This window comes from Glaciihabitans sp. dw_435 (assembly GCF_018449675.1).
Taxonomy (GTDB): Bacteria; Actinomycetota; Actinomycetes; order Actinomycetales; family Microbacteriaceae; genus Glaciihabitans.
Genome location: NZ_JAAVUZ010000003.1, coordinates 320,530 through 342,144, shown reverse-complemented (window position 1 = coordinate 342,144; position 21,615 = coordinate 320,530). Strand labels below are relative to the sequence as shown.

24 protein-coding genes are annotated in these 21,615 nt (G+C 65.8%); 12 read left to right on the top strand and 12 right to left on the bottom strand.

The window, feature by feature from the left end; translation table 11 throughout:
* Positions 1–36: 36 nt before the first annotated feature.
* A complete protein-coding gene (locus HB677_RS06495) occupies positions 37–1,152 on the bottom strand; it encodes an ABC transporter permease (RefSeq protein WP_213814862.1) in 1,116 nt (371 codons plus the stop codon).
* A 96-nt stretch (positions 1,153–1,248) separates the two neighbouring features.
* Here HB677_RS06495 and HB677_RS06490 point away from each other — a divergent pair, with 96 nt between their 5' ends.
* Both HB677_RS06490 and HB677_RS06485 read left to right on the top strand, forming a co-directional pair.
* Positions 1,249–1,842 (top strand): TetR/AcrR family transcriptional regulator, encoded by a 594-nt coding sequence (locus HB677_RS06490; protein ID WP_213814861.1) that lies wholly within the window; start codon positions 1,249–1,251, stop codon positions 1,840–1,842.
* 44 nt (positions 1,843–1,886) lie between these two features.
* Positions 1,887–2,177 (top strand): GNAT family N-acetyltransferase, encoded by a 291-nt coding sequence (locus tag HB677_RS06485; protein ID WP_213814860.1) that lies wholly within the window; start codon positions 1,887–1,889, stop codon positions 2,175–2,177.
* Between the two features lie 17 nt (positions 2,178–2,194).
* On the opposite strand, the gene HB677_RS06480 is transcribed toward HB677_RS06485, so the two are convergent.
* The 5 genes from HB677_RS06480 to HB677_RS06460 form a co-directional block, all read right to left on the bottom strand.
* Positions 2,195–2,953, bottom strand: coding sequence for an SDR family NAD(P)-dependent oxidoreductase (locus tag HB677_RS06480; RefSeq protein WP_213814859.1), 759 nt, complete (start codon positions 2,951–2,953; stop codon positions 2,195–2,197).
* Between the two features lie 192 nt (positions 2,954–3,145).
* Positions 3,146–4,816: an MDR family MFS transporter gene (locus HB677_RS06475; RefSeq protein ID WP_213814858.1), complete on the bottom strand. Its 1,671-nt coding sequence runs from the start codon at positions 4,814–4,816 to the stop codon at positions 3,146–3,148.
* Positions 4,813–5,448, bottom strand: coding sequence for a TetR/AcrR family transcriptional regulator (locus HB677_RS06470; protein WP_213814857.1), 636 nt, complete (start codon positions 5,446–5,448; stop codon positions 4,813–4,815). Before HB677_RS06470 ends, HB677_RS06475 begins: the two co-directional genes overlap by 4 nt.
* 63 nt (positions 5,449–5,511) lie before the next feature.
* Positions 5,512–6,396 (bottom strand): NAD(P)H-hydrate dehydratase, encoded by an 885-nt coding sequence (locus HB677_RS06465; RefSeq protein WP_213814856.1) that lies wholly within the window; start codon positions 6,394–6,396, stop codon positions 5,512–5,514.
* Positions 6,380–7,120, bottom strand: coding sequence for a histidine phosphatase family protein (locus HB677_RS06460; RefSeq protein WP_213814855.1), 741 nt, complete (start codon positions 7,118–7,120; stop codon positions 6,380–6,382). The genes HB677_RS06465 and HB677_RS06460 overlap by 17 nt, the downstream gene beginning before the upstream one ends.
* Before the next feature lie 128 nt (positions 7,121–7,248).
* On the opposite strand from HB677_RS06460, the gene HB677_RS06455 reads away from it, so the two are divergent.
* Positions 7,249–8,139: an aldo/keto reductase gene (locus HB677_RS06455; protein WP_255546276.1), complete on the top strand. Its 891-nt coding sequence runs from the start codon at positions 7,249–7,251 to the stop codon at positions 8,137–8,139.
* On the opposite strand, the gene HB677_RS06450 is transcribed toward HB677_RS06455, so the two are convergent.
* Positions 8,136–9,020 carry a helix-turn-helix transcriptional regulator gene (locus tag HB677_RS06450; protein ID WP_213814854.1) on the bottom strand — a complete coding sequence of 295 codons (885 nt, stop codon included), beginning with the start codon at positions 9,018–9,020 and terminating at the stop codon, positions 8,136–8,138. The two genes, HB677_RS06455 and HB677_RS06450, sit on opposite strands and share 4 nt — an antisense overlap.
* 126 nt (positions 9,021–9,146) lie before the next feature.
* Here HB677_RS06450 and HB677_RS06445 point away from each other — a divergent pair, with 126 nt between their 5' ends.
* Genes HB677_RS06445 through HB677_RS06435 form a run of 3 tightly spaced genes read left to right on the top strand, consistent with a single transcriptional unit; the run spans position 9,147 to position 10,125 of the window.
* Positions 9,147–9,473, top strand: a complete 327-nt coding sequence (locus HB677_RS06445) for a hypothetical protein (RefSeq protein ID WP_213814853.1) — start codon at positions 9,147–9,149, stop codon at positions 9,471–9,473.
* A 9-nt stretch (positions 9,474–9,482) separates the two neighbouring features.
* Positions 9,483–9,746: a hypothetical protein gene (locus tag HB677_RS06440; protein ID WP_213814852.1), complete on the top strand. Its 264-nt coding sequence runs from the start codon at positions 9,483–9,485 to the stop codon at positions 9,744–9,746.
* Positions 9,747–9,762: 16 nt separating this feature from the next.
* The gene (locus HB677_RS06435; RefSeq protein WP_213814851.1) at positions 9,763–10,125 is read left to right on the top strand and encodes a hypothetical protein; all 363 of its coding nucleotides are present in this window, start codon (positions 9,763–9,765) and stop codon (positions 10,123–10,125) included.
* Positions 10,126–10,164: 39 nt separating this feature from the next.
* Here HB677_RS06435 and HB677_RS06430 read toward each other — a convergent pair whose 3' ends face one another.
* Positions 10,165–11,169 carry a ScyD/ScyE family protein gene (locus HB677_RS06430; protein WP_213814850.1) on the bottom strand — a complete coding sequence of 335 codons (1,005 nt, stop codon included), beginning with the start codon at positions 11,167–11,169 and terminating at the stop codon, positions 10,165–10,167.
* Between the two features lie 236 nt (positions 11,170–11,405).
* On the opposite strand from HB677_RS06430, the gene HB677_RS06425 reads away from it, so the two are divergent.
* Complete coding sequence (locus HB677_RS06425) at positions 11,406–12,476, top strand: PD40 domain-containing protein (RefSeq protein ID WP_213814849.1); 1,071 nt, start codon at positions 11,406–11,408, stop codon at positions 12,474–12,476.
* 9 nt (positions 12,477–12,485) lie between these two features.
* Here HB677_RS06425 and HB677_RS06420 read toward each other — a convergent pair whose 3' ends face one another.
* On the bottom strand, positions 12,486–13,688 hold the full coding sequence (locus HB677_RS06420; RefSeq protein WP_213814848.1) for a 3'-5' exonuclease: 1,203 nt from the start codon (positions 13,686–13,688) through the stop codon (positions 12,486–12,488).
* Positions 13,689–13,790: 102 nt separating this feature from the next.
* On the opposite strand from HB677_RS06420, the gene HB677_RS06415 reads away from it, so the two are divergent.
* Positions 13,791–14,588: an EI24 domain-containing protein gene (locus tag HB677_RS06415; protein WP_213814847.1), complete on the top strand. Its 798-nt coding sequence runs from the start codon at positions 13,791–13,793 to the stop codon at positions 14,586–14,588.
* Positions 14,589–14,603: 15 nt separating this feature from the next.
* Here HB677_RS06415 and HB677_RS06410 read toward each other — a convergent pair whose 3' ends face one another.
* On the bottom strand, positions 14,604–15,152 hold the full coding sequence (locus HB677_RS06410; protein ID WP_213814846.1) for a hypothetical protein: 549 nt from the start codon (positions 15,150–15,152) through the stop codon (positions 14,604–14,606).
* Between the two features lie 153 nt (positions 15,153–15,305).
* On the opposite strand from HB677_RS06410, the gene HB677_RS06405 reads away from it, so the two are divergent.
* Positions 15,306–15,932, top strand: coding sequence for a J domain-containing protein (locus tag HB677_RS06405; protein ID WP_213814845.1), 627 nt, complete (start codon positions 15,306–15,308; stop codon positions 15,930–15,932).
* 30 nt (positions 15,933–15,962) lie between these two features.
* Here HB677_RS06405 and HB677_RS06400 read toward each other — a convergent pair whose 3' ends face one another.
* Complete coding sequence (locus HB677_RS06400) at positions 15,963–17,717, bottom strand: pyruvate dehydrogenase (RefSeq protein ID WP_213814844.1); 1,755 nt, start codon at positions 17,715–17,717, stop codon at positions 15,963–15,965.
* 134 nt (positions 17,718–17,851) lie between these two features.
* Between HB677_RS06400 and HB677_RS06395 the strand changes: the two genes are divergently transcribed.
* From HB677_RS06395 to HB677_RS06385, 3 genes are all read left to right on the top strand, one after another.
* Positions 17,852–18,736 (top strand): oxidoreductase, encoded by an 885-nt coding sequence (locus tag HB677_RS06395; protein ID WP_213814843.1) that lies wholly within the window; start codon positions 17,852–17,854, stop codon positions 18,734–18,736.
* A gap of 101 nt (positions 18,737–18,837) precedes the next feature.
* Positions 18,838–20,487, top strand: a complete 1,650-nt coding sequence (locus HB677_RS18790; RefSeq protein WP_213814842.1) for a PAS domain-containing sensor histidine kinase — start codon at positions 18,838–18,840, stop codon at positions 20,485–20,487.
* An 85-nt stretch (positions 20,488–20,572) separates the two neighbouring features.
* Positions 20,573–21,043: a hypothetical protein gene (locus HB677_RS06385; protein ID WP_213814841.1), complete on the top strand. Its 471-nt coding sequence runs from the start codon at positions 20,573–20,575 to the stop codon at positions 21,041–21,043.
* Positions 21,044–21,056: 13 nt separating this feature from the next.
* Here HB677_RS06385 and HB677_RS06380 read toward each other — a convergent pair whose 3' ends face one another.
* Positions 21,057–21,611, bottom strand: coding sequence for a DUF4287 domain-containing protein (locus tag HB677_RS06380; RefSeq protein WP_213814840.1), 555 nt, complete (start codon positions 21,609–21,611; stop codon positions 21,057–21,059).
* Positions 21,612–21,615 lie beyond the last annotated feature (4 nt).

Below are 21,615 nucleotides of genomic sequence, written 5' to 3'. Positions count from 1 at the left end.
ATCCGAGGCTAACGGAGGCCGGCGACATCCCTGGTGCTACGCGGTGGGGCTGGGCTCCGGGGCAACGTGTGCTCCGACGTGCGGCGCCGTGGCAACGTGGGTGCCCTCGTGGTGGTGAGCCACCTCCGCCGCCTCGGCCTCGGCCAGCGCGGTGTGGGTCGCAGCGCCCGCAGACCGGAAGTGACCGGCGATCGACAACAGGAGTCCGAGAAGAGCCCAGCCACCGAGCACGAGCCACGGGAACATCATGTTCGAGTCGGGGAAGTAGGAGTGCTCGCGCAGCAGGGTCGCTGCCGCTCCCGGCGGAAGGAACTGACCGATGGCACCCCACGGCTGCGCGAGGAACTCCACCGGCTGGGCCGCCGACGACAGCGGATTGGCGATGAGGAGGAACAGCACCGGACCGACGGCGACGCCGGCGCGTCCGAGCAGGGCGACCGCACCGACGATGACGCCGGTGATCGACGCGATGCCCAGCGCGATGATGGCGACGTTGACGAGGTAATCGCTCTGCAGCGCGCCGAACCAGAACTGCAGGATGGCCGCCAGCGAGAAGCCGGCGATCACGGCGAAGATTCCCGCGACCGCGGCACGACGCCACACGCCGACAACGAGAAGCGACGTGATGATTCCGCCGAGCATGCCGCCGAGGACGAGCGGGAACGAGGATGCCACAAGGGCGGTGCCGCGCGCATCGGTCGATGCCAGCGGAACAACATCGGTGAGTACCACGACCGGCGCCGCAGCGCCCGTAACCGCATTCTGTGCCGCGGCACCGGCGGTCACCTGTGCCTGCAGTACGGGGGCGAGGGCGGATACCATCTGGCTGGCCACGGGGCTCGCGGCCGATGCTGTGAGCACCTCCGGCGCGTCACCGAGAACGATGGCTCCGTAGACATCGCGGGACTTGATGAGGTCGACCGCGGCATCCCGTGTACCAACGACGGTCACCGAGAAGGTGCCGGGCGCCTTCTTCTCGAGCGCCGCCGTGACCTGGTCGACGGCCTGCGAGTTACCCGCGACGGCAATGGGCACATCGTGCACGGACGACGTGATGGTCGGCCAGAGGAACGCCACCACGATGATGCTGACCACCACTCCGAGAATGACGCTGACCAGACCGACGCGGGGCCAGGGAGTGTGTGGACGCATGACAAATTCCTTTGCTACAAGACGAATGTTCGTTCTTTATTGTGAAGTGTCCGTAAACGGTTGTCAAGAATGATCATTCGTTTTTATACTGGAGGCATGCCAAAGGTGACCGATGAATACCGCTCTGCCCGCCGCGCCGAGATCGCGGAGGCGGCCCAGGCGGCGTTCCGGCGCAAGGGTTTTCAGGCAACATCGATGGCGGAGATCATGGCCGAGTCGGGCCTGTCGGCCGGCGCGATCTACAACCAGTACAAGGGCAAGGCCGACATTGTGCACGATGTCGCGAACCGCATCTCGCGGCAGCGGCTCGACGAACTGGACGAGCTGAAAGCGCAGAATCCCCTTCCCGCGCCCAGTGCGGTGGTGCGCGCGCTCATCACGGCGATGGCGAGCGATCTGACCGCGCCAGCGCAACTGCTGCAGGTGTGGGGCGAGGCCGCCACCGATCCCGACCTCGCCGAGATGTGCGGCAAGGTGTATCTGACCATGCGACAGGCGCACATCGAGTACATCTCGCTGTGGCACCAGCGCGAGCACGGACTCTCCCCCGAGGAGGCGGACGCGGTCGGCGTCGCCCAGGCGCCGCTGTTCCTCAGTGCGGTGCACGGGTACGTGGTGCAGAGCACCATCGTGCCCGACTTCGATGGCGCCGCATATCTCGACGCCATGGAGGCGCTGCTCCCCCGCTAGAACGATCCCGTGCGCGCGATTGATCGCCGACTTAGGCTGGAGACATGGCCCACGAACTCGCACATGAACCGGATGCCTCGCGCTACACGCTCACCATCGATGGCGAGCTTGCCGCGGTCGCCGACTACCGTCTGAACGGTAACCAGATCTCCTTCAACCACACCTACACGGCGCCGTCGAGGCGCGGACAGGGTCTTGCTGGCGAGGTGGTGACCTTCGCCATCGATGACGTCGAGGCCAACAGCACCCGCAAGGTGATTCCGATGTGCTGGTACGTCGGCGAGTGGTTCGACAAGCACCCGGAGCGCGCCGGGCTCCTCACCCGCGGCGAGTAGCCCGGCACCGTCTGCCGCTACGCCTGATGCGTCGGCCGGATCACGATCTCGCCGACGGCAATGCGGCGATGGTTGCTGACGATGTACGAGACGGCCTCCGCGATGTCGTCGGCCAGCAACACATCGCCGAGGGCAGCCTGCTCCGCGTACCAGGCGCGGGAGAACTCCTGCTCGTTGGCGATCTCCGTCGACACGGCTCCCGGCTCGATGGCGGAGAAACGCACCCCGCGGGTCGCGTACTCCTGGCGCCATGCCTCGGACGCCGCGGTCACCGCAAACTTGGTGGCGTTGTAAATCGCCGCGTACGGGTTGGCGACCCGGCCCGCCGTTGAACTGATCGTCACCACGTCGGTCACCCCGCGGTCGCTGGAGGTGACACCGTCGATCAGGTACGGAAGGGCGGCCTTGGTCAGGTACATGACGCCCTTGAGGTTCACGTCGACCATGCGGTTCCAGTGTTCCGTCGGCGAGCTCACGGAGTCCCCGATGAGCATCACCCCGGCCGCGTTGACCAGGGTGTCCAGCCGGCGGAGGGCGGCGATTGTGCGGGTGACGACAGCCGTGGCATCCGCTTCGCTCGAGACGTCCGCGTCGATGGCGAGGGCTCGTCCGCCTGCCGACTCGATGGTGGTGACGAGAGCGTCGAGGCGGTCGCGCCGGCGGGCGACAGCGACGACCGTCGCGCCGCGACTGGCGAGGGTGAGGGCGGTGGCGTGGCCGATGCCGCTGGATGCTCCGGTGACGATGGCGACGGTTCCGTCGAGGCGGTCTGACATGGTGATGCTTCTTTCGCTTGGGTGATTCTCACGCTAAGCGCGGCACCATCCCGGCGGCAGGGCGGCCTCATCCCCCGGTCTGCTGGACCCCCTCAGACGTAGACGGCGCCGGACAGACGGATGCCCCCGCCTCAGCTGATTGCTGGGGCGGGGGCATCCACTCGTCCTATCGGGCCGGAGCCGGTGAGCTCGCTACGACTTGGAGATCAGATCGTCGCGGTCACTGGTGTCGGGGTCGGACTTGGCGGTCGCGACCGGGGTGCCACGCTGCGCACTCTCGAGCGCCTCGGCCTCGTCGCCACCGATCGCCTCGCCGCGGGCAACGAGCCCGGCAACGTCGGAGAGCGGAATCTGCTTGAGGAGCAGCGACAGCACGAACGCGATCGCGATGAACGGCAGCAGGTACCAGAACACGGGAGCGAGGGCATCGGCGTACGCCGTCACCACTCCGTCACGCACCGCCGCGGGCAGCTGGGCCAGCGTCTGCGGGTCGAGCGATGACGTGGAGCTCGCGGCATCCCCCGCACTCGCACCGGCGCCGGTGAAGACATCGGTGAGGTTCGAGGTCAGGCGTGAGGTGAAGATGGTGCCGAACACTGCCACGCCGAGGGACGCTCCCACTTCGCGGAAGTAGTTGTTCGTGCTGGTTGCGGTACCGATCATCGACGGGTTCACCGAGTTCTGGGCGACGAGAACGCCGACCTGAAGGATCAGACCGAGGCCCGCGCCGAACACGAACAGGAAGACGCAGATGAGCCAGATCGGGGTGTCCGCGGTGAGGGTGGTCATGGCGACCATGGCGGCGGCCGTCAGCAGCGTTCCGATGATCGGGAACTGCTTGTAGCGACCGGTGCGCGTGATGAGGATTCCCGAGACGATCGAGGTGCCGATCAGGCCGACCATCATCGGGAGCATCAGGAGACCGGATGCCGCGGCCGAGGTTCCGGACGACATCTGCAGGAACGTGGGAACGAAGCCGATCGCCGAGAACATGCCGAGGCCGAGGGTGAGCCCGATCAGGGTCGCGTTGATGAACGTGCGGTTCTTGAACAGCGCGAGCGGGATGATCGGGTCCTTCGCCCGTGCTTCGACCATTACGAAGAGGATCGCTGCCAGCACCATGCCGACGCCGAACATCCACGTCTCGACGGCACCCCAGCCGTGGTCCGTGCTGCCGCCGAAGTCGGTAAAGAAGATGAGGCAGGTGGTGAACGCGGACAGAAGCAGAACGCCGAGGATGTCGATCGGCTGGGTCGCGCGCTTGTTGGGCAGCTTCAGGGTGAACCAGGCGATACCGAAGGCGATGATGCCGACCGGGATGTTGATGTAGAACGCCCACTGCCAGGTGAGGTGGTCAACGAAGAATCCGCCGAGGAGCGGTCCACCGACGGCAGACAGTCCGAAGATCGCGCCGAGGGGGCCGAGGTACTTTCCGCGCTGGGATGCGGGCACGATGTCCGCGATGATCGCCTGCGACAGGATCATCAGGCCACCGCCACCGAGACCCTGGAGGGCGCGGAAGACGATGAGCTGGGTGAAGTCACCGGCGAAGGCACAGCCGACGGAGGCGAGGGTGAACAGCGCGATCGCGATGAGGAACAGCCGACGTCGACCGAGCACGTCACCGAACTTGCCGTACACCGGCATGACGATCGTGGTAGCGAGCAGGTAGGCCGTGGTCAGCCAGACCTGGTGCTCGACGCCGCCCAGCTGTCCGACGATGGTGGGCATCGCGGTCGACACGATGGTCTGGTCGAGGCTGGACAGCAGCATGCCCGCGATGAGAGCGGCGAAGATGATCCAAATTCGCCGCTGGGTGAGGAGCAGTGGCCCCTCGGTTTTCGCCGTCGTCGTCGTTGTCACGGTGTTCCCTTTCGAGGAGCGGATGGGGCCAGCACTGCGCGCATCGCAGCAAGGCGGTCGTGAATAAGGGTGGAAAATTCCTGGGTGTTGTGGGGAGTCAGATAACGCTCGCCCACCGACTTGAGAAGGGCCGTGAGGATTTCAACGGATGCCTCGGCCCGGGGGTCATCGATCGGCACGTTCTCCCGGCGGGCCACCAGAGCGATCACCTGCTTGTCGCGCTCCCGGGACACGCCGATGAGGCGCAGCAGGAGCTTCGGTTCGCGCTCGAGGGCCGCCGCAAGTTCCGCGTGCCCCGTGGCATCCAGTCCCGCCGACTCGAAATGCTCGATGACGAGGTCGATCAGGTCGTCCATGACGGCGGTCCACGTGGAGGAGCCGCGTTCGAGGAATGCGCTTTCGATGCGCTCGAGGTCTTCGTCGGGGTGGGCGCCGATGATGGCGTCTTCCTTGGACGGATAGTAGTTGAAGAAGGTGCGCCGCGAAACGTTGACCTCGCTGCACACCTCTTCGACCGTGAAGCCGTTGAGGCCGCGCTCGGTGGTGAGGCGCCGCGACACGGACGTGAGTCGCGCCGCGGTTTGCTGCATCTTCCTCGACCTGTGGGTCTCAGAGATTGCACTAATTGTCATGAGTGCAATTATGCACGCAAATCCACAAGGTGCAAAATAGCTGAGCGTTGCTCGCCGAGAGCGCTAGTTCGTGCCGATCTCCACGAAGACCCGCGGTAGCTCCGGCAGGAGTTCGGACGCCAGGTATCCCAGCGGACCCACCGCGACCGAGAGCCGGTCTCCCGCTGCCGCGTGCGCGTGTGTGGCCCAGACGGCCGCCTGTGAGGGGGTCGCACCGCGGGCACAGAGACCGGCGATCGCGCCGGCAAGAACGTCGCCGCTGCCGGAGGTTGCGAGGCCGCTCCGGCCGGTCGCGATCTGCCAGGAGCCGCCGCCGGGTTCGCAGATCGTCCCCTGACAGCTGACGGTAGCCCCGTAGGTGTCGGCGATCTGGGCGATGTCGGACTCGCCAGCGAAGTCGTGACCGAGGAGGCGTGAGGCCTCGGTGGTGTTCGGGGTGAGCACGAGCCTGCCGCTCAGGGCGGCCGCGACATCCGCTTCCTCGGCAAGTACTCCGAGCGCATAGGCGTCCAGCACGACCACCGTGCGTGGCTCCAGCAAATCGGGCAGCGCGCGAAGGAGGTCGGCAGCCTCAGGCGCGTCGTCGAGGCCGGGGCCGACCACAACGACGTCGGCAGAACGCAGATCGCTCTCGGCAAATCGAATGCTCGACCCGAGCACGTGACGTTCGCTCGTCTCATCGAGGAAGACAACACCGCTCTCCGGGAGCGCGACGGCCACCTGTCCGGCGATCGACGAACCGACCGCGAGGGTGAGACGACCTGCACCGACGCGAAGCGAGGCGATACCCGCCAGCATCGCAGCGCCGGGCGACCGCGGGGCCCCTCCGACGACGACGACCTGTCCGCGGCCATATTTCGAATCGGCCACAGGGGGCAGGGGCCAGTCCCGCAGCAGCTCCGGCGTGACGGGCAGGCCCAGGGGTGCGTTGTCAGTGGCTTTTGTCATCGTCATCTCCCGAGTGTTCGGTTACCGGCGCCTCACTCGCCCGGACGTGGGCGTCATCGGAGAAGACGCCGAGCTGCCACGGTCCCTCGCCGCTGGGCCGTACCAGCCGGGTCACCGAGGCGTTCGTGACCGTATGAGTGAGCGCGAAGTCGAGAAGCTCGCGCTCCGACAGGCGGTTGCAGACGTAGAGGAAGATCATGATGACTGCGTCATGTGCCGCCACCAGCACTGTGCCCGGTTCGTCGTAGAGGTCGATATCCCGCAGGAATGAGCGCAGACGCAGGGCGACATCCGCCCACGACTCTCCCCCGGGCGGGCGGTAATAGAACTTGCCGAGCCAGGCACGGCGGGCCGCCTCCTCGGGGTAACGGTTTTTCACGCCGTCGCTGGTGAGGAGGTCGAGAATTCCGAGCTCCCTGTCGCGAAGCCGGTCATCCACTCGTAGCGGCAAGTCCAGGCCCGCGCGCTGCATCGCCAGGATCACCGTCTGCTGGGCACGCATATACGAGGACGACCACACCGCTCCGGGCCGCGCGTCGGTGGTATTCTCCGCCAGCCAGTCGCCGAGCGCCAGGGCCTGCCTTTCGCCCACCGGCGACAGCACCACGTCCGCGTCGCGCTGGTCGACCTCGATCACGTCCTCGCCCCGGGCCGCCGCCGCAGCGGCAGCCACGTTGGCCACGCTCTCTCCGTGTCGAACCAGCCACAACTCCGTTGCTCCCATGCCAACACGCTAATGAGCGTGTATCCGGTCTGCGGGCGGCTTGCTTCGATGGGCCTGGTGAGGTAGACCGTCGTACCACGTACTGACAGGGCCCCTCTCGGCCGTGCGTTCGGACGTAGCCTGACGGTATGACAGATTTCCTCACTCTCAACAACGGCGTGCAGATGCCCGCGCTCGGCCTCGGCGTCTTCCAAAGTTCGAAGGACGACACGGCGTCCGCCGTCGAGTCGGCCCTGCGCACCGGATACCGCCACATCGACACCGCTGCCGCCTATTACAACGAGCGTGAGGTCGGCGAGGGCATCCGCGCGTCGGGTGTCGACCGGGACGAGATCTTCATCGAGACCAAGGTGTGGATCAGTCAGTACGGCTACGACGAGACTCTTCACGCGTTCGATGTGTCAGCGGCGAAGCTCGGCGTTGATCGCATCGACCTGCTGATTTTGCACCAGCCGGCACCCTGGCAGTTCGAAATCACCCTCGAGGCCTACCGCGCGCTCGAGACCCTCCTGGCGGACGGCAAGGTGCGGTCCATCGGCGTCAGCAACTTCCGGCCCGTACACCTCGATCACCTGTTCGAAAACAGCACTGTGGTGCCTGCGGTCAACCAGATCGAGCTGCACCCCTACTTCACCCAGAAAGAGACGCAGCGAGCGGATGCCTCGCACGGCATCATCACGCAGGCATGGTCTCCCATCGGTGGAATCAACGTGTTCCCCGGCTACAACAACGAGGGTGCGAAGAACCCGTTGCACGACCCGACGATTGAGGCGATCGCGACGGCTCACGGAAAGAGCGCGGCCCAGGTGATGATTCGGTGGCACCTGCAGCAGGGCCGCAGCGCCATCCCGAAGTCAGTGCGTCCCGAGCGCATCGCCGAGAACTTCGCGGTCTTCGACTTCGAGCTGAGCGACGCCGAGCTCGAGGCCATCGACGGCCTGGACGTGGGCATCCGTCGCGGACCCGACCCCGACGAGGTGCGTCCGCCGTCGCGCTCGTTCGTCATTCCCGAGAGTTAGTGCGCGGAGGCTGTCGTGACGTCTGCGAGGGTCGCGCGGGCGGATGACTCGGGCGCATGCATTGACGCCAGCAGGCGCATCCGCTCCTCCGACACCGACCCGGGCTCTGCGCTGTAGACGCACAGTCGCTGCTCGTTGTCGCCGGGAAAGACCAGCGCCTCGTAGTTGAGGATCATCTCGCCGACCTGCGGGTGATTGCACGACTTGGTGCCGAAGGCGCGCGACCGCACGTCGTGCGCGGCCCAGAAGTGCACGAACTCGGGGCTCCTCAGCGAGAGATCGCCCACCAGGCGGCTCAGCTCCGGGTCGTCGGGGTGGCCGCCGGCGTAGAGCCGCAGCATGGCGACGGTCTCCTCGGCCACGGCGGACCACTCCGTGTGGATGTCCCGTGCCGACGGGTCGAGAAAGATAAACCGGGCGAGGTTTCGCTCGTTGGCTGGCACGTCCATGAACCCACCCATGAGGTCGTGGGCGATCGAGTTGATGGCGAGCACATCCATCCTGTCGCCCATGACGAAAGCCGGCTGCAGGTCCAGCGCGTCGAGCAGCATGGCAACCGCGGGGCGCACGCGTTGCCTGCGCGGGGATGCCCTGCGCTTCAGCGGTGCGGGCTGCGCCAAGTCAATGAGGTGCTGGCGCTCCGCCTCATCCAGTTGCAACGCCCGCGCGACCGCGTCGAGAACAGACAGCGACACGTTGCCGCCACGCCCCTGTTCGAGCCGCACGTAATAGTCGACGCTCACGCCCGCCAGCAGCGCGATTTCCTCGCGGCGAAGCCCGGGAACGCGACGGGATGCCCCGTCTGGCAGTCCCACGTCCGCCGGCTGCAATCGCGCCCGCCGCGTGCGCAGGTAATCGCGGAGCTCTTCTTTGGCGGGCATGTTCCCATTGTCCGGGAGTCCGCGTCAGCGCGGGAGGTCCTGTCACACCCCCGCAGACGCTGTGAGCGAAGCGGATGCCTCAGGCGGCTCCTTTCCCGAAGTCCCCGCACGGTCGTACCCTGAGGCATGACCACTCTTGATGACATCACCGACCTGCGCCCCGAGGGCATCGACTACGAGTTCGAGGGGCACACCATCACGATCATGCCGTCCGGCACCTCCCGCCGGCTGGGCATGGGCGAGCCGGACGTAGCGCTCGACTGGGACGTACTCTCCGACGGCTACACGGTGGGTTACCTCGAGCGCGGGCAGGACGAGCTGCTCGCGTGGAAGCCCACCCAGCTCGACGACGGAACCCCGGCCACCACGAACAACGTCGACGACGCCGTGCGCTTTCTCGTCGGAGACGTGCCCAAGCCGCAGCACCACCATGGCAAAAAGGGCCATCACTAGGCTCGAACCATGACTACTGCAGTTCAACGTCGAATGAGAGTAGAGCAGGAGCGCTCCTGGGCACCGTGGTTGATCATCTTCGGGGCCGTCTACTCCGCTCTGTGGATCGTCTTTCTGATCACCGAGAGATTCACCTGGTGGCGCGTCGCCTCCGTCGTGGTCGGGCTTGCTTTCATCGCCCGCGGTATCTACGGCTACGTGCGGGCACGCCGGTACTACGCGGAGGAAGACGCCCGCGTGGCACACGAGTCCGGGACATCCGCCCCGCAATAAATAAAGGGGACAGTGGATGACCCGGGCGGCGCCCACGACGGATGTGGGATGGTTGCTCGTGCTCTCGAATCGAATCTGGGTGATGCCGCAGCGCGACCGCGCGGCCGATCCCGCGGCCAGCGATGTTCTCTACCGGTGCGGAAGCCAGGCAGGAAAGGTTGCCGTGCAGTTGCCTGTGGACACCTCCGAACACGACTTTGACGCAGCGACGGCGGGTTTCGTCACGGCCCAGGTAGCCGAATACCGTGCGATGCGCCGGTCGAAGCAGAAGAATCCCGCACGGCTGCTGAAGAAGTATTTCGATCGTGAGCAGATCCAGCTGATTGACGATGGTCTCGACGCCCGTTCCGACGAGGAACTGGCCGCGTCACTGGTCTAACGCGGCCAGTCGCTCTGGTGCTGCCGCGCGGCGCGGCGGCTACCTCGTCGACACGTGGGTGACCTTCACTACCTCTCCGCCGAGGGTGACGATGTAGGCGGTGTCCCGCACGAAATCGACCGAGGTGGGAAGGTTCAGCCCGCTCGCGACGACGCTGAACGTGCCGTTGTGGGTGACCTTCAGCAGCTCACCGCTGGTGGGTAGCGCCGGCGATCCCGCGGGAACCTCACCCGGAGAATCTCCCTGCGACAGGGCGTACAACCCTCCCGGTCCGAACTCCACATCCACCAGCAGACTGTATCCGGCCGCGACGGTGCGGGCGGACGACGGGTGCTTCGCGGCGAAGGCGATGACCTTGCCGTCCGCGGGTGCGTGGGGAACGGGTCCGGCCTCGGCCAGGTACACCGTGCCGTTCCTGACGTCCAATCCCGTCGGCACAGTGTTGCCGAACGCAATCAGCTCGCTGATGACACCGCTCCGCGTTACGTGGAGAACCCGGTTGTGGTGGCCGTCCGTCACGAGAAATCCGCCGCGAACGGGCTGGAATGCGAACTGCACGCCGCGATCGAGGAAGAAATCGGTAGCAGGAGGATGGGTCCGGCTCCATTCACCCAGGTCCGCAACGAGGGTCGCGCTGTCCGGGTCATCCACCCGGTAAATTCCGTCGACGGCGGTGCCGCCGGCGTCCGGGCCAACGACGGAGACCAGGGCGTAGGCAGCTTTGCCGACGAACGCGACGTCGATGGCGCCAGCGATGTCGGCGACCCGGGTGGGCAGACCCGTGGTGAACGTGGTCTTCTCGCCGGTGGTCGTGTCGACGCGCGTGATGGAGCCGGTGATCGCCTCCGTCACGTACAGGGCGCCGTCGGGTCCTATCGTTCCGCCCGTGGCGCCCTGCAGTCCCGTTGTCAGAACGGTGGTGTGGCTGCCATGGCCCCGACCCGGATGGCCGCCGTGCGCTATGGCGGCGGAGGGAACGAGAAGCGCGGTCGCAACGAGAGCGGTTGTCGCCGTCGCGCTGAGCAGTAATTTTCTGAGTTTCATGACGAGATGTTCCTTTCGAATGACGTAACCGCGGCGGGAGGATCTCGCCGCAGGGGGTGCTGCACGTCGTCGGGTAACGGGTCGTCGTTAATCCGGTGGTTTGCGGCCATGTTTCTCTGCGTATTCGCGTGCGGTCAACCCGGAACACTACGTATTGCGCCGGGCGCCGGGGGCGAGGACTCTCCCTTGTGTCCGCCCGGACCCGGGCGGCTTACCCACTCGATGAGGAGTACGAAATGCGTAAATCACTGGTGATTTCCGTCGTTGTCTCGAGCCTCGTGGTGGTCCTTGGCGGAGTAGGTGCTTCGGCTGCCTCCGCGTCCGAGCACCCCACGACGGCCCACCATTCCGCTGGCCATGCCAGCTATCTCGCCTGGACCCGATTCGACGACTTCGAGACGGGTACCGCCCGCATCGTCGTGTCAGATCCCGCAGGGAAGCATGTTGTCCCGATCAGCCACCCACCGGCTGGCGTGCAGGACATCGACCCACGCATCTCCCCCGATGGACGACGCATTCTTTTCGAGCGTGACTTTCCCACCCGGTCGGCGGCGTTCATGATCAATGCCGATGGAACGGGTGAGCACGAGATCAATCTCGGTTGCACCGATCCCTGTGGCGGAACGAACACTCCGACATGGACGCCGGATGGAAAACACCTCCTCTATGACCGAGTGACGGGTCCGTTCGACGAGAACGGCAACGCCGTGTCGGCGCTTCTGTGGAAGTCGACGCTCGACGGCAGCCGCCAGGTGCGGTTCTCGGAGCCGGGCATCGATTCCCTGTACGAAGAGACGAATGCGAGTTTCTCACCGCACGGCTACGTGATTGTCACGCGGGTCAAGGCCGACGGCAGCGGGGTGGCAGTGTTCCGGCTCGATCTTTCGGGGCGCAACGCCCGGCAGCTGACACCGTGGTCGCTGCGGGCGGACCTTCCTGACATCTCTCCGGCAACGTCCGGGCCGTCGAGTGATCTGGTGGTCTTCGAGACGACCGAGCGCCAGGGGGCGGATGTCTCGCAGCCGGGTGCGGCGATCGCCACGGTGCCGGCTACCTGCCGGTCGCTCGCGGACTGCGCCTCGAAGGTGCGCTTCCTCACAGCACGATACTCGGCGACCGAGCACTTCAACCCCGCGTGGTCCCCGGACGGACGCAGGGTTGTCTACACCCAATTTGTCGCGGGAACCGAGACCTCGCTGCCGACGGGAGACATCTGGACGGCGCGCTACGACGGACGTCACCCGGTGGCGGTGTCGACTGACCCGCGATTCGAGTTCCGTCCGGATTGGGGTAGGCAGCGCCGTTAGCGCGGAGGGTTACAAGTCCAGTAGTCGGGTGAGCCACGCTTCGTCAACAACTGGAATCCCGTAGTCTCGCGCCTTTTTGGCTTTGCCGGAAAGCGAGTCTGGATCTGCTGCAGCAACGACCTTGACCTTCTTCGTGACGGCTCCCCAAGGCACGTATCCCCCAGCAATCAGGTGAACATGCCATTCATCCCGATTGCGATGCATGTCTCCCGTAAGAACGATGAGGTCCCCAGGCGCAAATGTGAACTGGTGAGCCGGGGGCGCCGACACCAAGGTCGCTGCTCGTGGCTCGAGTGCCACGGCGGCCACGGCATCGGGAATGCTGAGCAGCGCCGCCACTGCTTGGAGATCAGCTGCTTCGTGGGGGCTAAGAATTCCGTCTTCCCACGCCACGGCAGCGATCTCTTCGAAGTATCGAAGGTGAAGTGTTTCGCAAGTGTCTCTACTGATGCCGAGGTCTTCCGCCAGAGAAACAAGTGACGTTGCTTCATGAACGGACAACTGTCGATCAAGCAAACAGCGATCGAGCAAGGCGAGGTAGTCGAGCTGCTCGGTAGGGCCGCTGAACTCAGGGAGCTTGACAGTAATACGTTCCAAGAACGATTGGGCCTGGTGGAATCCTTCCTGCCGCGGCATCCAGGTGACAGCTGGTGCAACGAAACTCTGCCAAATCGGCGGTTCGCTGTACTTGAGCCATCCCGTCCAATTGGGCGAGTTGAGCAGATACGCCTCAAGCAGTCTTGCGGTCGCCATTGCGTCGGCAGCCGCTCGATGAGCGCCATCGATCTCAATGTCGAACGCAGCACAGCAGTCCGCCAGGGAACGTCCGGACCCGGGCAAGAGTTGCGACGCGATCTGCATAGTGCACAGCGCGGCAATGCCTTCCCACCTCTCGTACCCGGCTCGAGCAAGTTCCGCCACGAGAAACCGCACGTCAAAGCTTGCATTGTGCGCGACTATCGTGCGCCCGGAGAGAAGTTCGACTAGGCGAGATGCGATTTCAGGGAATGTCGGGGCGGCCAGAATCTCAGAGGAACGTATTCCGTGAATGTGTTGAGGTCCCAGGTCGCGTTGTGGATTGACGAGGGTGTCCCATGCGCCCTCGACCATGCCAGTTTCATCGACGTGAACCACCGCAAGTTCCACGACTCTGTCATGTCGACCGGGAAACAGTCCGGTAGTTTCAAAATCGATAACGGCGTACCCGCCCATGTGAGCCTCCTACAGAACAATTAGGCCAACGGTAGCAATCACTCGAGCAATCGTTGAATGAATCTCGATTTCTGGAGAGAGCGCTGCCGCTACTCTGATGCGATGCAGACGCCACCGACCGATACATCGCCAGCCGGCGTCTGGAGGCAGGTGTTCGCGGGCGCCGGGTACCTGGGCAAGGGGTTCGGCATGTGGATTACCTCGCCGCGGCTGATGTTCCTCGGCGCGCTGCCCGCACTCATCGTGGGGATCGTCTACGTCGCTGCGCTGGTGCTGCTCGCGGTTAACCTCGACTCGGTGGCGGTGTGGGCGACGCCGTTCGCGAACGACGTGAACGAGACATCCCGAACCGTCATCCGGGTCGCGGCGGGTATCGCCATCGTCATCACCGGCATTTTTCTCGCGGTCTACACCTATGCCGCCGTCACACTCGTGGTCGGCGATCCGTTCTACGAGCGCATCTGGCTGCGCGTCGAGCGCCAGCTGGGCGACGCCCCCGCGGAACGCGACCTCGGGGTGTGGCGGTCCATCCTGCGCGGCATCGGCGACGGGATCCGGCTGGTCATTCCGGCCGTCGGGGTTGGCATCCTGGTGTTCGCGTGTGGACTGATCCCGGTGGTCGGAACAGTGCTCGCGCCCGTGGTGGGTGCCCTGTTCGGAGGACGCCTCCTGGCCGTCGAACTGACCGGGCTGGCTTTTGACGCCCGCGGTTACACGGTGCGGCAGCGCCGGGCTGTGCTCCACCAACGCCGGGCCCTGACCGCCGGCTTCGGGACCCTCACCTACCTGCTGTTCCTCGTGCCGGTGCTTGCGGTGGTCGTGATGCCATCGGCGGTGGCGGGTGCGGCAATGCTCAGTCGCGATGTCCTGACGACCGCGAAGGCGCCACAGGTCTCCTGACGCTGCGCTGCGGCGTTATGGCTGCGCGAGCATCGCGTCGAGGTGTGCGCCAACCCACCGGTTTTGCCAGTCGAGGACTGCCTCGGTCTGCTCATTTGTGGACAACGGGATGAGCACCGTTGCGCAGAACGGCCGCTGGGTGGTCGTGTGTAGCTCGGCGAAGGCCGCGTCGACCCCCGCGGTGAGGTGCTTCACCAGGTCCGTCGCGAGCGTGCTGGTGAGGAACACGTCGAGGATGTCCGCGTCATCGTCCGGCTCGGCACCGGAAACGACCGCGGCCGAGGTGACGATCTTCCCCGCCGTCCAGATGGAGAGGATGACGCGCCCGCCCCTGGCCGTGGCATCCAGCGTGTATTCGTCCGTGCCAATCGTGAACGTCTCGTGGATCTTGCCCTGCGCGCCCACTCCGACAAGCGACGCGTCGGCGACGCCAACGCGTCCGTCGAAGATAATCGCACCGTCGGGGAAGAACACCGTCGAGTGAAATCCGCCGACAATGGGTGGCGCGGCCGGAGCCTCGGCAGCGGGCGCTGAACGCGTGGATTTCCGCCTGAAGATCGCCATGACTCCCCCATTTCGGTTGCTGAACACGCTAGCAGCGGGATGCCTCGCGGCGATGCGACCCCGCACCCGAAGGCCCCGTCGATGGTGCAGCCGTGCCGACGATTGTGCCGCACGCTCTAACTTTTTCACGCCGAAAGTGCTTACGATTCGTGGATGACCCCCGCCGAAGCCGCCTCGATTCTGCGCGTGTCTCCCGATGCCAGCGCAGCGGAGATCGAACACGCCTATCGCGTTCGGGCCCGGCAGTGTCATCCCGATCGCATCCCCAACGCGTCCCGGGCCGAGGCGTCTGCGGCGACCGCGGAATTCATCCGCGTCGCCGACGCCCGTGAGGTGCTCAGTCATCCGCATGACTACGCGGCGGCCGGGCCGGGCCGTGTGCCGTTCACCGCTGGCCCTGCTGCCGCGCGCCCCACCTCGTCGGCGCCGCCGTACGAGCCGTACTACTTTCCGCCGCCGCGCTGGTTCGCCATCGTCGCGTGGTCGGCGATCCTTCCACTCGCGATCGCCCTGTCGTTCACCGGTGGGCCGCTGCCGTATTCGGCCCTCGACCTGCTCCTCCGGCTGGTGCCTCTCGGGGTGGTGTCGGTCGCGTTCGCGATCACCGGGCGTCGCGGTCTGTTCTTCGTGCTCGCGTTTCTTGTCGCCGTGAGCGCCATTGTCACCTTCGTCGGCGCGTCGTTCGGCACGCTTCTCGTACTGGAACTGCTGCTCGTTCCCGTGATTGGGCTCGCGCTCATCGGTCGCCGCAAGGGGCGTCGGGCCACACCGGCCCGGTGACCGCGAAGGATGCGGGCGCGTGCGCCGTCGCTACAGTCCGGGCACGTGGCGGATGTTGGACCGCAGCATCTGCACTGCCTCGCCCACTCCACCGTTGAGCACGAGCTTGGAGACACCGAGCGCGAAGCCCTTCACCTGCTCGGCCGTGATGGACGCGGGAAGCGAGAGCGCGTTGGGGTCGGTGACGATGTCCACGAGCGCGGGACCCTCGTGTGCGAAAGCGGACGAGAGCGCACCCGCGAGCTCGCGGGGATCCTCGACGCGCTGCCCGAAGATGCCGAGGGCGTTGGCGACGGCGGCATAGTCGACCATCGGGACATCCACTCCAAAGTCCGGAATCCCGCCGACGAACATCTCGAGCTTCACGAGTCCCAGGGTGGAGTTGTTGAACACCACGATCTTGACCGGAAGCTTGTAGGCGGCGATGGTGACGAGCTCACCCATGAGCATGGAGAGCCCACCGTCGCCCGACATCGAGACGACCTGGCGTCCCGGATAGGCGATCTGGGCTCCCACGGCGTGCGGCATGGCGTTGGCCATCGACCCGTGAAGGTAGGAGCCGATCAGTCGGCGGCGACCGTTGGGCGTGATGTACCGGGCCTGCCAGACGTTGCTCATGCCGGTGTCGGCAGTGACGATCGCGTCGTCCGCCAGCGCCTCGTCGAGGACAGTCGCGGCGAACTCGGGGTGGATCGGCGTCATCCTGTCGACGTCCGTGTACGTGCCAACGACAGAAGTGAGCAGGTGTTCGTGGTGCTTGAGCGTCTTCTCGAGGAAGTGCCGGTTCGTCTTGCGCTCGACGAGAGAGGTCAGCGCCGCCAGCGTCGGCAGCACGTCGCCGTGGATCGGGTGAGCGACATTGGCGCGGCGACCCAGGTGGGATGCGTCGGAATCGACCTGCGCGATAACGACCTTGTCGTCCTCCGGAAGGAACTGCTCGTAGGGGAAGTCGGTGCCGAGCAGGATGAGCAGATCGGCATCGTGGATGCCCGCGTGCGCGGCGCCGTATCCGAGGAGCCCAGTCATTCCCACGTCGAATGGGTTGTCGTACTGGATCCACTGCTTGCCCCGCAGAGAGTGTCCGACGGGAGCGGCAATGAGGTCCGCGAAGGCGATGACCTCGTCGTGGGCACCCTCGACCCCCGCACCCGCGAAAATCGCGACGGTCTTCGCGGCATTGATCGCCTCGGCGAGGGACGTGAGGTCCGAGGCATCCGGCACCAGCGTCGCCCGCGATGGCACGACGAACGCGGGAGTTTCGCCGACGGCGTCGAGCTCGGCAATGTCGCCCGGGATGGTGATGACCGCGACCCCGCCAAGGCCGAGCGCGTGGCGCATGGCGGAATTGATCACGCGCGGGGCCTGCACGGGGGTCGAGATCAGCTCCGCGTAGTTCGAGCACTCGACGAAGAGACGGTCGGGGTGCGTCTCCTGGAAGTAGCTGCTGCCGATCTCCTTGCTGGGGATGTGGCTGGCGATGGCGAGCACCGGCGCACCGGAGCGGTGTGCGTCGTACAACCCGTTGATGAGGTGGAGGTTTCCCGGTCCGCACGAGCCCGCGCACACGGCGAGCTCGCCGGTCAGCTGGGCTTCCCCGCTGGCGGCGAAGGCGGCGGCTTCCTCGTTGCGCACGTGGATCCAGTCGATCCCGCCCTTGGCCGACCCGCCCGAGCGGCGCACCGAGTCGACGATGGGATTGAGGCTGTCGCCGACGATCCCGTAGATGCGGCGTACTCCCGCTTCGATGAGTTGGGCGATGAGCTGGTCTGCAACGGTCTTTGCCATGACTTCAGTAAACCTCCTCGCGACGCAGAGCGATACGAAAGGCGAGCCGTGATCGGTTTCATTGCGCGGATCCTCATAAACTTTGCACCACGCACTCAGCTTTGTGAGAAGAGCGCCGAGAGGATGACCCGTCCGTGACCGACTGGACCGCAGCAGACATTCCCGACCAGCGCGGGCGCGTGATCGTCGTCACCGGAGCCAGCAGCGGGCTCGGCCAGATCGCCGCACGCGAGCTCGCGGCCCACGGCGCCACAGTGATTCTCGCCTGCCGTGACATCCGCAAGGGACAGGACGTCGCCGCCGCGATGACCGGAGACGTCAGCGTTCGCCTCCTCGACCTGGCCGACCTGGCGTCCATCCGCGCCTTCGCTGACGGCACCGGTGACATCGACGTGCTCATCAACAACGCCGGGGTGATGGCAACGCCGCAAGCAACGACCGTCGATGGATTCGAACTGCAGCTGGGTACCAACTTCCTTGGCCCCTTTGCGCTGACGGGTCTGTTGCTGCCCCGCATTCGTCAGCGCGTCGTAGCCCTCGGATCCGTTGCTCACCGGGCCGGACACATCGATCTCGACGACCTCAACTGGCGACGCCGCCGGTACCGGCCGTGGGGCGCCTACGGCCAGTCCAAGCTCGCGGACGTAATGTTCGCCTACGAGCTCGACAGGCGCCTGGTGGCGGCGGGCTCCCCCGTGCTGTCGGTGGCAGCCCACCCCGGGTACTCGTTTACCCAGTTGCATACCCACATGGCCTCCGGCACCAACCCCGTTGTCACGGCTGCCATCAGGCTGACCGCGCAGAGTAGTGAGGTGGGGGCGTTGTCGGTTCTCTACGCGGCGACAGCTCCCGACGTGGTGGGTGGGGCGTACTACGGGCCGGGCGGGCTCGGAGGGCTTCGCGGGCACCCGCGCCGCGTGGCATCCACCTCCGCATCCCGCGACGACAAGGTTGCCAGCCGCCTGTGGGACAGCGCCAGCGAACTGACGGGCGTCGTGTTCCCCCTGCCGCCGCGGTAGTTCGCGGGATCGGCAGCGCCGGTCGCGCTTGGGCCGTTGGTACCCTGTAGTACCAATCAGTGTGTACTGGGACTTGGTTGCGACCGAATGAGGAGCGCCGCGTGTCACCAGCAACCCCGCACGTGAGCAAGTTCTGGGTCGCGCATCGTGCGAGCCTCTTGTTGTACGTGCAGGTGCCGATGATCGGCAGCATTGCCATCGTCATCACCATCGCGACCGCAACAAGCTCGGCCAGGGCCGTGAGCGACGCGTTCGTCGCCGCCGTCGTGTTGCTCGCCGTCTCGGTGATCGCGCTCATGGTCGGGTGGCGCGTCAATCACAACTGGTTGATCCTCGTTGCCGTTGCGGACATCCTCGTCATCACGTTCCTGCGCGGCGCGCTCACCGGCGAACAGCCGGGGCTGTCGGTGCTCGTGCTGATTCCCATGCTGTGGCTGTCGTATTCCTTCGGGGTGTGGGCGCTGTTTCTCGGTCTCGTCAGTCCCTTTTTTGTGGCGCTGTTTCCGTTCATTGTGGGGGGCGGATGGCCCGACAGCCCGACTGACTGGGGCAACGCCACGCTGCTTCCGGCCATTCTCAACGTCGTTGCCCTTGCCGTGTTCGCGGCCGCGCGCCAGCAACGCAGGGATCGCACGGCCCTGACGGTGTCGAACGAGCTGCTGCGCATCTCGGAGGCGCAGGGCCTCGACACCACCGCGACCACACTCGCCGTGGTCGACACCGTCGACGCGGGAATTACCTACTACAACACCCAGGGTGAGATCCTCATCAGCAATGCGGCGGCGCAGTCGGCCGCGGGAACTGGCGGAAGCCCCTCGCTCACGAACCTCGCCCCGTGGTCGATGGTGTTCGAGGCCGACCGGGTCACCCCGGTGCCGCGGGAAGACCAGACCGTCGCGCGCGCCGCCCGCGGTGAACTGACCACCCGCCACCTGTACTGGATTGGCGAGGCTGCCGACCAGCGGGCGATGCTGGTGACGTCCCGATTCGTGCGGCGAGCGTCCGGCGAGATTATCGGGACGGTGGTCGCCAGCAGCGACGTGACGTCGTTGGCCGAGGCCATTCGAGCCCGGGACCAGTTCCTCACCACGATCAGCCACGAACTGCGCACCCCGCTGACATCGATGATCGGCTATCTCGAACTCATCGAAGACGAGCTTGACCTCACCGGCCTCGGGGTCGATCGCGAATTTGCCGTTGTGCAACGCAACAGCCAGCGACTGCTGGCGCTCATCACGGACCTGCTGATGTCCGCCGGCGAACAGGCGTTGTCCCTCCGCATCCGGGTTGACCTGGGCGCTACAGTCCGCACCGCGCTCGACGCCGTCCGTGCGGGGGCTGCGGCCCGGGGCATCCGCATCATTGATCCCGCACTGCCCGAGCTCCATGTCGAGGGCGATGCAGACCTGTTGGCGTCGGCGTTCGACAAGGTGCTGTCCAACGCCGTGAAGTTCAGCCGATCGGGCGGGACGGTATCGGCCACGGGCGGTATCGAGGGACAGGACGTTGTCATCCGCATCACCGACACGGGAATCGGCATTGCGGAGGCGGACCAGCCCCACATTTTCGAGAGGTTCTACCGCGCGCCCTCGGTGCGGGACGACGAGATCCCGGGCACGGGGCTCGGCCTGTCGATCGTGAAAACCGTGGTCGAGGCGCACCGCGGCACCGCCTCCGTCAGCAGCGAGCTGGGAGTCGGCACCGTCATCGAGGTTCGTATCCCCCGACCGGTGGCCTCAACCGGAGTATGACGCGCGTGTGCAACCCCCGATGTGGGTCGGTGGCGAGCGCTACGCTCGACGGAGTCATCCGCCTTATAGATAAAGGACTACTCCATTGGCGACTCTCGCACTCCTCGGATATAACGACGAACCGTCCGCGCGTGCGGCCTTTGAGCGCATCCTGCACCTGCATTCGGTTGCACTGCTGACACTTGAGGGCGCGGCCCTGCTGGAGCGCATGCCCGGTGGCTCGCTCGAAATTGCCGACACCCCGCCCGAGACCGTGGGGCTTGAGCGCGTGGACTCGACCGAGCTCTTCGATGAGGTAATCAAGAACCTGACGCAGGATGTTCCGGTCGACGCGATCGCGGGCACCATCCTGGTCTCCCTCCGCCTGCCGGTAGCCGATCACCCCGCTGAGCTGGCGAACCTGACCGACGCTCTTGGATCGACCTGGGTCATCGCGAATCTGGCGGACGACGTCGCCGAGGCAGCCGTGGCGAAGCAGTTGGAAGACCTCGATGGCACCAGCGCTCTCATCAACTTCACCAGCGTGGCGGACGAGACGCCCATGTCGAAGGGCTGACCAGCCCCTGTGGCTATGCCGCGTCGTAGGCGCGGCGCAGCCAGTCGAGGACGTCGGCGTCGATCTGTGTGGGATCACTGATTCGCACGCGGTGGGTAACCATGGAGTTCCATGGTCCGGATGCCTCGAACCGCTCGATCGGTTCGACGCCCTTGAGCTTGATACCGATGTCGAGGCGGTCGGCGGTGACGGCAACAATCGCGAACTTCGCGGTGCCCTTGAGCAGGCTGATGTAGGTGTTCGTGGGCGCAATGTCGACGTGGCCGTTCTCGGCGAGTTTGAGGAGCAGGTCGTCGTACGTCGCGCGCCAGTGGGCTTTCGCGCCGGTGAACTGCTTATCGACCACATCAACGGGGTCGCGCCCACCGGCGCGGCTCTCACGGAACGTCGCCACGAGCGCCATCGCGTGGCCGCGTCCGAGGCCGTAGTCGTCGGCGAGCCAGGCGACGATCTGTGCCGGCTTTACGTCGTCGGCGAGGAGTCCCTTTTCGGCCGCGATGGCGCGAAAGTCACCCGGTCCGAGGCCGGTCTTTTCCTTGATGGTGTCGAGGTACGCCTGGAAACTCATGGCA